Source organism: Oenococcus alcoholitolerans (genome assembly GCF_051852995.1).
GTDB classification, from domain to species: domain Bacteria; phylum Bacillota; class Bacilli; order Lactobacillales; family Lactobacillaceae; genus Oenococcus; species Oenococcus alcoholitolerans.
The window spans coordinates 120,969-135,752 of the sequence record NZ_CP176042.1 but is presented as its reverse complement, the minus strand read 5'-3'; the positions used below and the strand labels follow the sequence as shown (position 1 = coordinate 135,752).

General features: G+C 41.5%; 15 protein-coding genes and 1 pseudogene. 6 read left to right on the top strand and 10 right to left on the bottom strand.

Annotated elements, in window-relative coordinates; all coding sequences use genetic code 11:
* Window positions 1–98 precede the first annotated feature (98 nt).
* The 9 genes and pseudogenes from gatB to ACKP2L_RS01160 all read right to left on the bottom strand — a co-directional run bounded on the left by gatB (window position 99) and on the right by ACKP2L_RS01160 (window position 8,604).
* Complete coding sequence (gatB, locus tag ACKP2L_RS01200; protein WP_439425568.1) at window positions 99–1,535, bottom strand: Asp-tRNA(Asn)/Glu-tRNA(Gln) amidotransferase subunit GatB; 1,437 nt, start codon at window positions 1,533–1,535, stop codon at window positions 99–101.
* Between the two features lie 2 nt (window positions 1,536–1,537).
* Window positions 1,538–2,998 carry an Asp-tRNA(Asn)/Glu-tRNA(Gln) amidotransferase subunit GatA gene (gene gatA / locus ACKP2L_RS01195; RefSeq protein WP_439425567.1) on the bottom strand — a complete coding sequence of 487 codons (1,461 nt, stop codon included), beginning with the start codon at window positions 2,996–2,998 and terminating at the stop codon, window positions 1,538–1,540.
* A gap of 3 nt (window positions 2,999–3,001) precedes the next feature.
* Window positions 3,002–3,304, bottom strand: coding sequence for an Asp-tRNA(Asn)/Glu-tRNA(Gln) amidotransferase subunit GatC (gene gatC, locus ACKP2L_RS01190; RefSeq protein WP_439425566.1), 303 nt, complete (start codon window positions 3,302–3,304; stop codon window positions 3,002–3,004).
* Window positions 3,305–3,381: 77 nt separating this feature from the next.
* Window positions 3,382–3,936 (bottom strand): DUF402 domain-containing protein, encoded by a 555-nt coding sequence (locus tag ACKP2L_RS01185; protein WP_439425565.1) that lies wholly within the window; start codon window positions 3,934–3,936, stop codon window positions 3,382–3,384.
* Between the two features lie 58 nt (window positions 3,937–3,994).
* Window positions 3,995–4,555 carry an NUDIX hydrolase gene (locus ACKP2L_RS01180; protein ID WP_439425564.1) on the bottom strand — a complete coding sequence of 187 codons (561 nt, stop codon included), beginning with the start codon at window positions 4,553–4,555 and terminating at the stop codon, window positions 3,995–3,997.
* Window positions 4,548–5,339, bottom strand: a complete 792-nt coding sequence (locus tag ACKP2L_RS01175) for a RecX family transcriptional regulator (protein ID WP_439425563.1) — start codon at window positions 5,337–5,339, stop codon at window positions 4,548–4,550. Before ACKP2L_RS01175 ends, ACKP2L_RS01180 begins: the two co-directional genes overlap by 8 nt.
* Before the next feature lie 48 nt (window positions 5,340–5,387).
* Window positions 5,388–6,200, bottom strand: a complete 813-nt coding sequence (gene map / locus ACKP2L_RS01170; RefSeq protein WP_439425562.1) for a type I methionyl aminopeptidase — start codon at window positions 6,198–6,200, stop codon at window positions 5,388–5,390.
* Window positions 6,201–6,224: 24 nt separating this feature from the next.
* Window positions 6,225–7,205 carry a glycosyltransferase family 2 protein gene (locus ACKP2L_RS01165; protein WP_439425561.1) on the bottom strand — a complete coding sequence of 327 codons (981 nt, stop codon included), beginning with the start codon at window positions 7,203–7,205 and terminating at the stop codon, window positions 6,225–6,227.
* Window positions 7,206–7,207: 2 nt separating this feature from the next.
* Window positions 7,208–8,604, bottom strand: a pseudogene (locus tag ACKP2L_RS01160) (APC family permease).
* A gap of 132 nt (window positions 8,605–8,736) precedes the next feature.
* On the opposite strand from ACKP2L_RS01160, the gene trxA reads away from it, so the two are divergent.
* The 5 genes from trxA to ACKP2L_RS01135 all read left to right on the top strand — a co-directional run bounded on the left by trxA (window position 8,737) and on the right by ACKP2L_RS01135 (window position 12,527).
* The gene (trxA, locus tag ACKP2L_RS01155; RefSeq protein ID WP_439425560.1) at window positions 8,737–9,048 is read left to right on the top strand and encodes a thioredoxin; all 312 of its coding nucleotides are present in this window, start codon (window positions 8,737–8,739) and stop codon (window positions 9,046–9,048) included.
* Between the two features lie 268 nt (window positions 9,049–9,316).
* Complete coding sequence (scrK, locus tag ACKP2L_RS01150) at window positions 9,317–10,192, top strand: fructokinase ScrK (RefSeq protein WP_439426181.1); 876 nt, start codon at window positions 9,317–9,319, stop codon at window positions 10,190–10,192.
* Between the two features lie 133 nt (window positions 10,193–10,325).
* The gene (locus tag ACKP2L_RS01145; protein ID WP_439425559.1) at window positions 10,326–11,330 is read left to right on the top strand and encodes a zinc-dependent alcohol dehydrogenase family protein; all 1,005 of its coding nucleotides are present in this window, start codon (window positions 10,326–10,328) and stop codon (window positions 11,328–11,330) included.
* 39 nt (window positions 11,331–11,369) lie between these two features.
* Complete coding sequence (locus ACKP2L_RS01140; protein WP_439426180.1) at window positions 11,370–12,104, top strand: fructose permease; 735 nt, start codon at window positions 11,370–11,372, stop codon at window positions 12,102–12,104.
* 33 nt (window positions 12,105–12,137) lie between these two features.
* The gene (locus ACKP2L_RS01135) at window positions 12,138–12,527 is read left to right on the top strand and encodes a VOC family protein (protein WP_439425558.1); all 390 of its coding nucleotides are present in this window, start codon (window positions 12,138–12,140) and stop codon (window positions 12,525–12,527) included.
* A gap of 68 nt (window positions 12,528–12,595) precedes the next feature.
* Here the strand turns inward: ACKP2L_RS01135 and ACKP2L_RS01130 are convergent, their stop codons facing one another.
* Entirely contained in the window at window positions 12,596–13,585 is a 990-nt protein-coding gene (locus ACKP2L_RS01130; RefSeq protein WP_439425557.1) for a D-2-hydroxyacid dehydrogenase, read from the bottom strand.
* A 185-nt stretch (window positions 13,586–13,770) separates the two neighbouring features.
* On the opposite strand from ACKP2L_RS01130, the gene ACKP2L_RS01125 reads away from it, so the two are divergent.
* A complete protein-coding gene (locus ACKP2L_RS01125) occupies window positions 13,771–14,718 on the top strand; it encodes a GRP family sugar transporter (RefSeq protein WP_439425556.1) in 948 nt (315 codons plus the stop codon).
* Window positions 14,719–14,784: the final 66 nt, after the last annotated feature.

Sequence of the window (14,784 nt, the reverse complement as noted above, 5' to 3'; positions counted from 1 at the left end):
TAATTGAGAAAACGATTTTAGTCCAAGCGGTCATTTTTTCAGTACAAAAGGAAAAAGAAGCCCTCAAGCTTCTTTTCATTTATAAAAATATTTTTAAATCAGCGCTGCTTTAATTGTTCAACTAAGATCTTATGAACGACCTTTGGATTAGCGTTGCCATGAGTCTGTTTCATGACCTGGCCGGTCAAATAACCGATCGCGCGATCTTTTCCGCCTTTAAAATCATCAACTGATTGTTGGTTATTATCAAGCACACCGCTGATGATAGGCGTTAATTGCTTTGGATCTGACAATTGGATCAGTCCGTGGCTTTTGACATAAGCGTTAGGTTCCTGGCCTTCAGTTATTGCATTGAAAACCTTTTTAGCCTGCTTGGTCGAAATCGTACCTTGTTCGATCAATTTTACTAATCCTGCCAAATTCTCAGGAGTGATCTTTGTGTCCTGCAAATCTAATTGAGTATCATTAAGAAAAGCATTAACATCGCCGATCAAATAATTAGCTGACCTTTTTGGATCAGCCCCCAGATCGACCATTTGATCGTAAAAATCAGCCATCTCAAGCGTTTGGGTCAAGACCTTAGCATCATTCTGCGATAAACCATATTGACCGGTATAACGATCGATACGGCTCCAAGCATCCTCCGGTAATTGGGATCTGACCTGATCGATCCATTCGTCTGAAACTTCGATCGGCGGCAGATCAGGTTCTGGGAAATAACGGTAATCGTCAGAGCCCTCTTTCAAGCGCATCAATATAGTTGAATTCGTTGCTTCATCAAAACGCCTGGTCTGCTGGCGGATCTTCTTGCCGGAAAGCAATACTTGCTGCTGGCGTTTTTCCTCAAAAGCCAAAGCATTTTTTACGTACTGGAAAGAATTGACGTTTTTGATCTCGACCTTGGTCCCATACTCCTTAGCACCGATCGGGCGTACGGAAATATTCGTATCGACACGCATCGATCCTTCCTGCATCTTGACATCAGAAATACCAGTAAATTGGATCAATTGACGTAATTTTTCCAAATAAAGATAAGCTTCCTGCGGACTGGATATATTAGGTGCCGAAACGATCTCGACCAAAGGTGTTCCTTGACGATTCAAGTCGACTAGCGAATAGCCTTCATTAGCAGCATGAGAATTTTTACCGGCATCCTCCTCAACGTGCAGCTCAGTGATACCGATCTTCTTAGTCGATCCATCGTCCAAACGGATCTCAACATAACCATCCCTGCCGATCGGCGTCTGCTGTTGAGTTATTTGGTAGGCTTTTGGATTATCAGGATAAAAGTAATTTTTTCTATCCCAATGAACATGACGAGTTATTTTGGCATTCAAAGCCAAAGCTGCCATCATGCCGAACTCTAAAGCACGTTTGTTGGCGCTTGGCAGAACACCCGGATAGCCCCAATCAATAACGTTGGTATTTTCATTAGCTGCATCCCCAAAATTGACCGGAGATGGCGAAAAAGCTTTAGAATCGGTCTTCAGTTCAACGTGGACTTCCAAACCGATCGTCGTTTCAAAACTAGACATTATCAATTCACCTCCGGTGTTTTTTTGTAAAGCTGTGTTTCTTGTTCAAAAGCGAATGCGGCTTTATATATAGTACTTTCATCATAAGGCTTGCCGATTATTTGCAAACCGACCGGCAATCCTTCAGAAAAACCAGCATTGATCGACATACCCGGCAATCCAGCTAAATTAACTGGGATCGTCAGCAGATCATTCATATACATCTTGACCGGATCGTCATTTTCCGAGCCCAGATCAAAAGCTGTACTGGTCGTTGTCGGTCCTAAAATAAGATCATGATCAGCGAAGACTTTATTGAAATCATTGACGATCAAAGTCCGGACTTCCGCTGCTTTTTTAAAGTAGGCATCGTAAAAGCCGGCTGACAAAGCAAAAGTTCCTAACATGATCCGGCGCTTTACTTCATCGCCAAAACCCTCAGAACGAGTTTTTACATACAGATCTTCAAGACTTTTGACCTGGTCAGTCGCGGCAAAACCATAGCGGTTGCCATCAAAACGCTGTAAGTTAGAGGATGCTTCTGAAGAAGCTAAGATGTAATAAGCAGCGATACCATATCGGGAATGCGGCAATGACACAGTATCGATCTTTGCACCCATTTTTTCGAATTTAGAGATCGCTTCCTTAACGACATCTTTAATATTTTGATCGATGCCCTGAGCAAAATACTCTTCGGGAACGCCGATACGCAAACCCTTGACGCCCTCTTCGATACCCTTGGTGAAGTCGGGAACAGGACGATCGCTGCTGGTATTGTCGGCCTGATCTTTACCGGCGATCGCTTTAAGCAGCAAAGCGTTATCTTTTACCTTTCGCGTAAAGGTTCCGATTTGATCCAAACTAGAGGAAAAAGCGATCAAACCCCAGCGGGAGACACGGCCGTAAGTTGGTTTTAAACCAACAATGCCGTTAAAAGCAGCCGGCTGGCGAATCGATCCGCCAGTATCAGAACCCAGCGCGAAGGGAACCAATCCAGCAGCGACTGCTGCGGCTGATCCACCCGAAGATCCGCCAGGAACTTTGCTGTGATCCCAAGCATTAGAAGTCTTGCCGAAATAAGAAGTCTCAGTAGAACCGCCCATGGCAAATTCATCCATATTGGTCTTGCCGATGATGATCGCTCCGGTTTGACGCAATTTTTCGATCACATGTGCATCATAGATCGGTACAAAATTATCAAGAATATGCGATGCGGCAGTCGTTTTCAAACCATTAGTAACGATATTGTCCTTAATGGCGATCGGCAGCCCATCAAACAAATTATCCGGATCTATACCCCTTTGATCCGCTTCTTTAGCTGCCTGCACAGCACCTTTTTCATCGATAGTGATATAAGCATTTAGTTCCTGCTGCGATGCTTTTGCTTTTTTGATAGCCTCTTGGGCAAGTTCTTCAGCTGTTAATTCCTTATCGACTAATTTTTTATGCAGGGAAAAAAGATCTTCTTTAAAAAAATCAGTCATCAATCAATTCTCCTCATTAACGATCGTTGGGACCTTGATCTGTCCATCTTGAGTCTGCGGCGCATTAGCAAGTAATTTGTCCTTCTGCCCAGACTTGATCGCCTTGTCTTCTCTTAAAATATTTTTGTTCGGCAAAGCCGTGTAGGTCGGTTCGACTCCGTCTGTATCCACTTCGTTTAAAGTTTCGACCAAATCCAAAATGCTAGCTAGCTGTCCGGTCAACAAGTCCAGCTGCTGGTCACTAAAATGTAATTTCGCCAGCTCGGCAACGTGAGCTGCAGCTTGGCGAGGTAAAGAATCTGACATAATCCCTCCTTGCTAAAATTTTAACAGTTTAATTTTAATAAAAAAGAAAAAGCGGAAGTTTTTCCGCCAACGACTTATCACTTTTTTTGTTTTACAAGGCTAAGATAACGCGAATACCATAAATCGATATATGCTTGAGAAAAAGGTCCGCGACCTTGGTTGATCATATTGATCAAGATCTTGGTATGGGCCTTAAGTATCTCGTCGATTTCCGGCGGATAATTCCAAAGACTGCTATGAGCAACATATTCATCAGCGTCAAGTAAATGTTTGGTCCCGTTAGTCAGGACTTTGACATCAAGATCGTAATCAATATATTTTAATGCTTCTTTATCTATAACGTAAGGACTGGCTAAATTGCAATAATAGCTGATCCCATCGGCTCTGATCATCGCAATGACGTTAAACCAATATTTATTATGAAAATAAAGTACTGCCGGCTCATGGGTCACCCATCGACGCCCATCATCTTCAGTGACCAAAGTATGGTCATTAAGACCGATGATCGAATTTTCACTGGTCTTTAAAACCATCGTGTCACGCCAAGTTCGATGTAAATGACCATCATGCTTGTAACTTTTGATCGTGATAAAGTCGCCTTCCCGTGGAATACGGGCTGCGTCTTTAGTCATAACCGATACCTCAAGACATTTTCGTCTTCGTTTAAATTTTAGCACAGTCAAAAGTCGCTTAAAGCTGTTTGAGAATTTCGGGGTGCATTTTTAACCATTGGTAGCCGATTATTGCCGGTGCAGTCGTGATCTGATGTTTCAAAATTGCCTCTTCCAGCTCATCAAAAGTCATCAATTTAGTTTTTACGAATTCGTCTTTATCGAATTTCTTATTTCCTTTACCTGCTAGATCAGATAAAAGCATCAAGTAAGTTTTTTCGTTGGTGAAACCTTCGCTTGTACTTATCAAATAAATGATTTCAGCCGAATCGTAATGAAGTCCTGTTTCCTCAGCAGCTTCTCTTAAAGCGGCAGTTTTCGGATCTTCGCCATCATTGATCAAACCAGCCGGAAAACTGATCCGTTCTGCATTTGGACCGGCACGGTATTCGGCAGCCAACACGAATTTTAACTGATCATCGATATGGACTGGCGCAATAAAAGCAACTGCATCCCCGTGCAAAACTACTTGCCGCCTAACCGTTAATCCGTCCGGTGTTTTGATCTGGCGGTCGACAACATCAAAAATAGCCCCCTGAAAAGTATTTTTCTCGCTTAAAATATCCCCTTTTTCATTCATTTGTCTTTTGTCCTATCAATTTATCGATGATATCAATGGAAAAACCCTTGGAATATAAATAAGAACGCGCTTTGTAGCTTCTTTGCCGCCCGTAACGCGCATAATTGTCCCATATTCGATCCAATAATTTCTCAGCTGAATGTATTTGAGCCTGCTGATCATCAATGAACTCGGTCTTATCTAAAAGTTCATCTATCAAATCAAAAGAAAACCCCTTAGCATAAAGCCTTTGCTTTATTTTTCTTTTTTGAACTGCGACCGGTTCTCGCAAAAGATGTTTTTTCAGTTTATCGATAATCTCAGCTGCTCTTTGTATTTGTTCATCTCGGCCATACTCAACTAAAGCCTGTTTGATGGTGTCTTCTTTGATCCCTAATAGTTTTAATTTGCCAGCGATTTTGATCGGACCCTGTTCAGCCAATTTAGATTGAGTCGAGACATAACTTTGAGCATAAAAAAGATCATTAAGATAATTCTCTTTTTTTAAACGTTCGATGGCCTTGAAGATCGTCTCATTTTCAAAATCTTGGCTGCTGAGCTTATCTCTGATCTCTTTTTCAGTTCGCAAATGATGCGACAAGTAATTGATCGCTTTTGACAAGGCTGAAGCAAATTTTTCATACTTTTTTAATTGCTGAAGCCTTTGCTGAGAAAGTTCTTGTCCTTTCTGCAAACCGAATTTGATCAATGTCATTTCAGACACACCAAAAGCAAATTTACCGTCAAGTTCTAAATTATAACGGCCTTTTCTTTTTTGAACTGAAATTTTCGTAACTTTTTTCATATTAGAGATCCTAAAAATAATTTACGAAATAAAAGGCAAAAAAATAAATCAAATCTTAAAAGTATTCCAATCCTTGATCAGATATTTGTCATCGATCTCCGGATCCTGAGACGTTAAAATCTTGGGACCATCATGAGTTATGACTAAAGTATGTTCAAATTGTGCAGACCAGCCGCCATCTTTGGTCGTAACAGTCCAGCCATCACCAGCGTAATCAGTCTGGACTTCCCAAGTTCCAGTATTGACCATCGGCTCGATCGTGATCGTCATACCCGGCTTTAAACGCAGTCCATGACCAGCAACACCGAAATGAGGTACTTGCGGGTCTTCGTGCATAGTAGGTCCGATCCCGTGGCCAATGTATTCCCGCACATTGCCAAAATGATTTTCATCAGTAACATAATGATCGATAGCAGCACCGATATCACCGATACGGTTGCCCAAAACCGCCTGATCGATGCCTATGTATAGTGCTTTGTGGGCAACATCGTACAAACGCTGGATCTCAGGGCTGACCGTACCTACGCGGTAAGTCCAAGCGGAGTCGGCTAAACCATGATTTTTTTCGATCACCGAATCAACTTTGACCAGATCACCATTTTGCAAAATAAGTCCCTTGCGTGGAAAAGCGTGGGCAACTTCATTATTAACAGAAACAGTCACCGCATATTTAAAACCTTCAAAACCGATCTGACTAGCGATCGCACCATGGTCTTCGATAAAGGCACGGCATTTTACTTCGATATCCCAAGTATCAAGACCCGGTTTGATCAGGCCGCGGAGCATATGATGCATTCCGGACATGACTTTACCCGCGTCGCTCATTTCTTTTATTTCGTTAACACTTTTTAATGTAATCATACTATCGATTATAACTTTAACTTGTCATTTGCTTTCTTTTACTAAATAGATCGGCCGGTGTTTTACTTCAAGAAAAATGGCAGCGATATAACGGCCGACTACCCCTAAACTAAACATTTGCAGGCCGCCGAAAAAAGTGATGATAACAGTGATCGTCGTCCAACCGCCGATCGCCACAGCTGGATCGAGGATCTTTCTGACGATCAAAAACAGGCCGCCGATCAAAGCCAGAATAGTTGTGATTATTCCAAGCGAAGTGACCAAACTCAAGGGGATGGTCGAAAAAGAAATGATCCCGGTCACTGCATATTTAAACAGACGCCAAAAGCCCCATTTGCTGTGTCCGGCTTTTCTAGTGAAATTAGCGTAGGAAACATACTCCGTTTTAAAACCGATCCAACTGAAAAGCCCCTTGGAGAAACGTTGATTTTCGGTCAAAGAAAGTACTGCTTTAGCCGTTTGCGAAGTCATTATTCTAAAATCGCGGGCTCCGCTGACTAATTTAGTTGATGAAATTTTAGATATCAAACGATAAAAAAGTTTCGAAAAACCGCTGATAAGCCACCTTTCGCCTTTACGATCGATCCGTTGCGCAGCGACACTATCCAAATTATCTGTGACCAATTTTTTGATCATTTTCAAAATCATTTCAGGCGGATCTTGAAGATCTGCATCCATCAAAAGCAAGTAATCATAGTCTTGAGCATATTTCAAACCGGCGTAAATGGCTGCTTCTTTGCCGAAATTGCGGGAAAAAGAGACATAATGGACGCGTTTATCTTTGGCGGCTAATTTTTGAATGATAGATAAAGAAGTGTCTGTTGATCCATCATCTATAAACCAAAAATCATGTTCTAAAGCAGAAAATAAGTTCGGCAGCGTCGATACTCTTTCAGCAGATAGTTGAAAATCAACTTGTCGATATAAATTCTCGATATTGTCTTGTTCGTCTTTGACAGGAACTATGATCGCTAGACGTAAAGGATTCGTTTTGACCAATGGCATACTTATATTTTAGAAGATTGGCCGACTTTCTTTACAGGCCGAGCTGAAATGTAGTAAATAGGAATACCTAAAGCAACGATCAATAATGAAACACCGATGCCGAATAACTGCGTACCGGTTTTATCTTGAAAAGCATTCACTAAAGTAGATATTTCAATAAAAAGGGTCCCTGCGATCGCCACTAAAGGAAATAACGGAAAAAATGGTGTCGAGAAACGCGGCCGCCTTTGAAGACGATGACGAAGAACAAAAACACCGAAGAAAGATAAAAGATAAAACAAAAAACTCACAAAAACCAGCCAGTCGGACAAATCTTGTGTTGATGAAAATGCATTCAATAATAAGACGGCGATCAAAATTTCTAAGATGGTGGCATTGTTCGGCGTCCGTGATTTTTTGCCTAGGCGGTGAAGAGCATTAGAAAAGGGCAATTTTTTTCATCCGCCATTTTAAACACGACTCTTGGAAAACTGAGGATCTTTGAATTCAAGGTCCCGATAACAGAGATCATCACACCGATATCCATCAAGCGGCCGCCCAGCGATCCAAAAGCCTGACCCATGATATGGAAGGGAGCTTGATCGCCCAGATCGATGATCCTTTGTGCTGGCAGAGAATTAAAAACACCAAAAGAAACTCCCACGTAAGCGATCAAAACAACGAATATTCCTGTAGTAACAGCTCTTGGCAAAGTTTTTTGCGGATTTTTTATTTCACCGCCCAGGTTTGCAATAATGACCCAGCCATCATAGGCAAACAAGGTCGAAAGTACCGCAACACCAAAATTACCGTGTCCAACTTGTTCAGTAAAAATATTAAAAGCATCTTGACTATTACCAGGATCTTTAAAAAACAAACCAAATAGTATCAATGCGACGATCGGGATCAATTTTAAGCTGGTCGTCGTAATAGCGAAAGCACGGCTGACCTTATTTTCAAACATATTCATCAGTGCTATCAAAATACAAGCAGCAACAGCAACTAAAATAACAGTTCTAAAACCAATACCGAGAAAATTCGTCGTCAAAGGGAGTCTAAAAAAGGCAACGAATAAAGTTGAAAAGAAATATGAGACTGAAGCGATCAGTGCTGGTCCATAAAAAGATATTTGCATCCAACCAGACAAAAAGCCGAGAAAAGGACCGAATATCTTGCTGATGTATAGATAGATCCCGCCTGTCTTAGGCATCTCAGAACCTAATTCAGAGACTGACATAGCGGAGGCTAAAGTTATCACTCCGCCCACAAACCAAGCCAAAAGTGCCACGGTGACAGTCCCAGCTTGACTTAAGACCTGACCTTGTTTGAAAAAAATACCGGAACCGATCACAGTTCCGACGACTAAAGATAATGTGCCGAAAAAACCAAAGTTTCTCTCAAGCTTCTTTTCATTCTCCAATGTAACAAACCCTCACAAAATTTATAAATTTTGAATAAGTATATATATTGTTAAGCATTAAATCAAGCTTGAATATTTGCTCTGCTTATCGAAAGTAAGTATAATTATAATTAAGAGGCAAAGGAGTTAGTTATGGCAGTTACAGTATTAGATTCAAATTCTTTTCAAACAAACACAGAATCAGGTCTGACAGTCACTGATTTTTGGGCAACTTGGTGCACACCTTGCAAGATCCAATCACCGATCCTTGAAAAACTATCCGATGAATTGACAGACGTAAAATTTGGTAAAGTCGATGTTGATCAAAATAAAGAAACAGCCAGCGATCTCGGCATCAGGGCTATCCCGACATTGATAATCAAAAAGGACGGCCAGATCGTCGATCGTGTCGTCGGTGTACACAACCAAAAACAATTAACAGATATCATAAACAAATATAAGTGAACGATCGATCTGAAATCTCGCTGAAATAGCGGGATTTTTTTGTGAAATTTTATTTATTCGCGAAGGGCTCTATCAAAACCATCGACTTTTTTAAAGGGACTGATTCACAAAAGAATGGTCTTTTTTTGTTTCGAAGGGGTTTGACAGCTTTTTATGAAAGCGCTAACGTAAGTGTTAATGAAGTAACAAACAAACAGTACCAAATAATTATTACTTCAGAAAATGGATGATCAATGACCATCGATCAACGATTAGGAGGCATGAAAAATTGTTATTAGGAAGCATTGAAGCAGGCGGGACCAAGTTTGTCTGTGCGGTTGGAAATGAAGATTATCGGACGATGGACAAAACTCAATTTCCAACGACCACACCAGAAGAAACCTTACAAAAATGCATCGACTATTTTAAAAAATTCGATGATTTAAAAGCAATCGGTATCTCCTCTTTCGGCCCGATCGAATTGAGAAAAAATTCGCCAAAATACGGATATATAACTAACACGCCAAAACCGGGCTGGGCCGATGTAGACTTCGTCGGAACTATCAAAAAGGCCTTTGACGTTCCTATTCATTGGACGACAGATGTTAACGGATCAGCTTATGGCGAATACGTTATTTCAACATTGTTCAATGAACATTTGAATTCGCTTGTATATTACACGATCGGTACCGGAGTAGGTGCTGGTGCGATCGTTAATGGACAATTCATTGGCGACCTTGGCCACCCGGAAATGGGCCACGTAAGACTCAAGCGCCATCCCGATGATCTCGATTTTAAGGGGATCTGCCCTTATCATGGCGATTGTCTGGAAGGACTGGTTTCTGGACCGACCTTTGAAGCTAGGACTGGTAAAAAGGGTCAAGATGTTCCACTGACCGATCATGTTTGGGATATCATGGCCTTCTATGTTGCTCAAGCAGCTATCCAAGTGACCTTAACGCTGAGACCGGGAAAAATCGTCTTCGGCGGCGGTGTCGTCAGCGAAGAGTTTCTTAAAAAAGTCCGCGGCCAGTTCGATAAGCTCATGAACGGCTACATCAATGTCGGCAAACTTGAAGATTATATCGTCATGCCAGCGATAAAAGAAAACGGTTCAGCAACTTTTGGTGATTTCGCATTAGCATTGCTCGAATATCGCAAATAAAGAAATTTTTGATATCTTATTCACAAAGGTGCTATAATTAACTCGTGAGTTATTTCACATTGATGAGCGGTTTAGAGCACCGCTTGTTATTGGCAACAAATTGATAAACGTTTAAAAAGAGGTTAAATAAAATATGAATGCTTTAGTATTGACTGACGTAAAAAAAATGGTCGTCGAAAACGTCGACACTCCCGAGATCAAAGATGATGAAGTTTTGATCCAAACAAAATACGCTGGCATATGCGGTACTGACCACGCTTTGTACAATGGCCTGCCAGGATCTGCTGCAGCTGTTCCGCCAATCGTATTAGGTCACGAAAATTCTGGTATCGTGGCAAAAGTCGGTTCAAAAGTTACCGATGTCAAAGTTGGCGATCGAGTAACAGTCGATCCTAATATCTACTGCGGACAATGTCGTTACTGCCGTACAGGAAGAAAAGAGCTTTGTGACAACCTTTCTGCCGTAGGTGTTACCAGAAACGGCGGTCTTGAAGAATACTTCACTGCCCCATCGACTCAGGTATATCAAGTACCTGACAATGTTCCGCTAAAAGCTGCTGCAGCAACTGAACCGATCTCATGTGCCGTACATGGTATCAAGCTATTAAAATTAACTCCATATCAGAAAGCTTTGGTCATCGGTGACGGCTTTATGGGACAATTGTTCGTTCAGATCTTGCAGGCTTACGGTGTTCATCAAGTTGATTTTGCCGGAATCGAAGAAAATAGATTGGCCTTGAACAAGGAAAAGTTCGGTGTTACCAACACATTCAATACTGCTAAAGGCGACAAGATACCTTCTGATTATGATGTCGTTATCGAAGCTGTTGGTCTGCCGCAAACTCAAGAAGAAGCCGTCAATGCAACGACTAAGGGTGCTCAAGTTCTGATGTTCGGTGTCGGAAAACCAAATCAGGAATTCAAGATGAACACTTATGAGGTTTACCAAAAGCAATTGACTATTCAAGGTTCATTTATCAACCCAGATGCATTTGAAGATTCTCTGGCACTTCTTTCCAGCGGAAAATTGAACATCTTGCCTTTGATCAGTCACGAACCAAGTCTCGACCAAGTTACTCAATACCTTGATGGAACGGCCAAAGGTGTAAGTAAAGCAGTCGTTAAAGTTGGAGAATAAAAATTGAATCGGACAGAGGAAAGCGGAGCTAAATCAGATATGAAGGTTCAAACAAAAAGAACGATTTCAATGTCCAGTTCCCTAGCCTATTTTGTTCTTTCTCTAGTCATCAATTCAGCAGGAAACGTACTGACACTGGTAACGAGTTCTAAGATACATCCGTCATATTTAGGATCGGCGTACTGGACTGCAGCGACCGCTAATTTCGGTGCTGCCTTGCATTGGAATCTTTTCTGGGCATTTATCATCGTCGGGATCCTTACGATCATACTTAATTCGGTCTTAGTGGGTTCTTTCTCTTGGAAACGGGCTATTGGAAATATGTTGTTTATGATTCCCTTTTCAGCTTTGATCCAAGTATTTGCAGATTTCTTTTTAGGACGCTACTCAAACATTTTCAGTGGATTGCCAGAGGCCACCAACCCCTTAATGGTCTTCTTGTACATCTTATTGAATTTCTTCGGTGTCGTCTTGATCGGAACTGCTATTTCGATATATCAAAGAGTAAACCTGGTTTTGCATCCAGCTGATGATCTGATGCAGATCTTAAGGTTCAAATACTTCAAAGGCCGTGCTGCTACTGCTATGTGGATCTCATATGTTCCGCCAACGGTATTAGCAGTGATCGCCTTGATCATTACTCACAACTTTACTAACTTTGGTCTAGGAACGATTTTTGCCTTTCTGTTCCAAGGCGGGGTGACCGGTATTGCAGATAAATGGGTCTTTCCAAAATTGAAACATCAAGCTGTTGATGTCGGAAAAGTAGAGTGATCAGATATTTTTAAATATTTTAGGAGGTAGTTTATGGCTGTAAGTGATTATATTACTGGGATACAACATGTCGGCATCCCAAGTGCAGATCTAGATAAAACGATCGAATTTTATGAATCATTAGGATTTGATCAAGCCGGCCTATTCAAAAATGGTGCAAATCGCTGTGCTTTTATGAGGCTGGGAAACCTGACCATTGAAACTTGGGAAGGCGATCCAACTGCAAAAAAAGCAGGTGCGATCAATCACATTTCTCTGAACACTACCGACGTCGACAAGGCTTTTGCTGAGGCTAAAAAACAAGGCTTGAACCTTGTTGACAAAGAGATCCAGTCGATTCCTTCGTTTTGGAAAAAGGGTATTCGCTTCTTTAATATTCTTGGTCCTAACCAAGAAACGATCGAATTCTGCCAGATCCTTTAATGATGATCCATCATTAAAATAAAACGCCGTAAGCGATAATGCCGACGGCGTTTTTATTTTGTGCTGATTTAATGAAAGATCTCGTTTTCGATATCTTTTCCTTGAGATAAAGCCACTGCATCGTTCAATGCGATGTAGACCATGTTTTTAATCGCCAGATTAGTATAAAAGGCAACGTGCGGCGAAAGAAGAACATTGTCCATCGACAAAAGTTTTTGAACATCATCAGGCAGGTCATTGGGATTTTGGATCTTATCCATAAAAAGATTTTCATTAGGCAGTACATCTAAAGCAGCACCGGCTAATCGTCCCGATTCAAGTGCTTGGATCAAAGCGGGTGTTTTGACTAAAGCCCCGCGAGCAAAGTTCAAAAGCAAGGCGCCTTTTTTGATCTGCGCGAAGAATCGTTCATCAGCCATACCAATAGTCTGATCGTTGAGCGGCGTGTGGAAAGTAACTACATCTGCCTGTGCTAAAGCATCTTTTAGATCCGTGTATTGCAAAAATGCTTCGTTTTGAGCATGATAAACAGGATCGACAGCCAAAATTCTAGCTCCTAAAGCATGCAGCATTTCAGCAAAAGCCGAGCCGATACGGCCAGCGCCGATGACTGCGATCGTCAACTGATGAACTTCTGCAGCGGGTATAGCAGCAGACCACTTCCAATTACCCTTTTCAATGGCTCGGTAATACTGTTTATTATGCCTTAGCAAATTAAGCAGCTGGGTCAAGGTATATTCAGCGATCGCTCGCGGTGAATATGCGGCAACATTCGATGCCCGCAGACCGGCTTTACGCAAAAGCGGGATATTCAAAATATCATAACCGACTTGACGGATAGTGATCTGTTTTATGCCGAAGGAAACTAATTTCGCATAAACAGCATCTGGAACTGCACTTGTTTGTTGTGTTGAGATCGCATCATACCCCTTGGCAGCATCAACATTTTTTTCTGTCAGGGCATCCGGGATCGTATCAACCTGATGGCCGGTTTCGGCGGCAAATTTTTTGATATATTTCATTTCCTCGCCGAAAGCAGCATAAACTAAAATCTTCATTTTAAGCCTCCCATGCTTGCCAATAATTCTAGCAAAAGTTTTTGAAAACAATAAGATAAAAAGGTTTTAACATAATTTTTTAAAAAAATTGACAGTTTACCTTGAAAGGGTTTACTTTTTGGTGGATAATAATTGCTATTGTTGTTTTTTTAACAGCAAAAAAACAAGGGGTTAGTCTTTTTAATATGGAATTTATCATTGCTTTGATTCCTGCGTTAGCTTGGGGCTCCACAGGGATTTTTAACACGAAAATGGGCGGATCAGCAGCCCAACAAACACTTGGTACTACTTTTGGTGCGCTGATTTTTGGTTTGGCAACGATGTTTTTTTTCGTTTTGCCAAACGGGATCGCAGTAACTTCTCATATCTGGGTCGTTGGATTTTTCTCAGGTATTTTTTGGGCCGTCGGCATGGCAGGTCAGCTGACGTCCTATAAAGATATGGGTGTTTCCCTAGCATATCCAATATCTACTGCCGGACAAATCGTCGGCAACGCTCTGCTTGCTGCCGCTTTATTAGGCGATTGGCATAGGATCAGCTCTTGGATATTGGGTTTGATCGCTATCATCATGGTCACAGCCGGAGCGATCTTTACTTCAGCTAAATCAAAAGCGGACAAAAAAAATAACCGCGAACGCCCAGAATCATTCATTCACGGCCTTATCGCTTTGTTAGTGTCAACGATCGGTTTCATGCTTTATTTCATTTTTCCGAATTTGATGGTCAGGACTGGCTTTATCAGCAGTTCTATCCATAATGCTAATCATGGTGTCGACTACATGACTGCGGTTGTTGGACCGCAAGCGATCGGACAAGTGATCGGCGGGTTTTTGATCGTTATCTTTATATATAAACAGATCCAAACCATGTTTGACAAACCAACATGGAAAAACATCGTTACAGGCCTTGTCTGGGGCGCCGGAAATCTCTTCATGTTTATTTCTGCAGCCAACCCAAATATCGGTCAAGCAACAGCTACGACACTTTCGCAAATGGGAGTTATCGTTGGTACCTTTGGCGGTATCTATATCCTTGGCGAAAAGAAGACGTCCGATCAAATGATAAAAATAATCATCGGTTCCATTCTCGTCGTCGTTGGCGGCATCTTGATCTCAAACGTCAACCGTTTTTAACTTTTATTAGTCAACTTAGTTGACATTCTTTGCATCTGTTTTATATTTTTATGCATAGATTTCAAA

What these genes read in the sequence shown, in the direction of transcription:
- ACKP2L_RS01135 (WP_439425558.1), top strand. Translation starts at nt 12,138, where the DNA reads ATGGCTGTAAGTGATTATATTACTGGGATACAACATGTCGGCATCCCA.
- trxA (WP_439425560.1), top strand. Translation starts at nt 8,737, where the DNA reads ATGGCAGTTACAGTATTAGATTCAAATTCTTTTCAAACAAACACAGAA.
- ACKP2L_RS01140 (WP_439426180.1), top strand. Translation starts at nt 11,370, where the DNA reads ATGAAGGTTCAAACAAAAAGAACGATTTCAATGTCCAGTTCCCTAGCC.
- ACKP2L_RS01165 (WP_439425561.1), bottom strand. Translation starts at nt 7,205, where the DNA reads ATGCCATTGGTCAAAACGAATCCTTTACGTCTAGCGATCATAGTTCCT.
- gatB (WP_439425568.1), bottom strand. Translation starts at nt 1,535, where the DNA reads ATGTCTAGTTTTGAAACGACGATCGGTTTGGAAGTCCACGTTGAACTG.
- gatA (WP_439425567.1), bottom strand. Translation starts at nt 2,998, where the DNA reads ATGACTGATTTTTTTAAAGAAGATCTTTTTTCCCTGCATAAAAAATTA.
- gatC (WP_439425566.1), bottom strand. Translation starts at nt 3,304, where the DNA reads ATGTCAGATTCTTTACCTCGCCAAGCTGCAGCTCACGTTGCCGAGCTG.
- ACKP2L_RS01130 (WP_439425557.1), bottom strand. Translation starts at nt 13,585, where the DNA reads ATGAAGATTTTAGTTTATGCTGCTTTCGGCGAGGAAATGAAATATATC.
- ACKP2L_RS01180 (WP_439425564.1), bottom strand. Translation starts at nt 4,555, where the DNA reads ATGAATGAAAAAGGGGATATTTTAAGCGAGAAAAATACTTTTCAGGGG.
- ACKP2L_RS01125 (WP_439425556.1), top strand. Translation starts at nt 13,771, where the DNA reads ATGGAATTTATCATTGCTTTGATTCCTGCGTTAGCTTGGGGCTCCACA.
- ACKP2L_RS01185 (WP_439425565.1), bottom strand. Translation starts at nt 3,936, where the DNA reads ATGACTAAAGACGCAGCCCGTATTCCACGGGAAGGCGACTTTATCACG.
- map (WP_439425562.1), bottom strand. Translation starts at nt 6,200, where the DNA reads ATGATTACATTAAAAAGTGTTAACGAAATAAAAGAAATGAGCGACGCG.
- ACKP2L_RS01145 (WP_439425559.1), top strand. Translation starts at nt 10,326, where the DNA reads ATGAATGCTTTAGTATTGACTGACGTAAAAAAAATGGTCGTCGAAAAC.
- ACKP2L_RS01175 (WP_439425563.1), bottom strand. Translation starts at nt 5,339, where the DNA reads ATGAAAAAAGTTACGAAAATTTCAGTTCAAAAAAGAAAAGGCCGTTAT.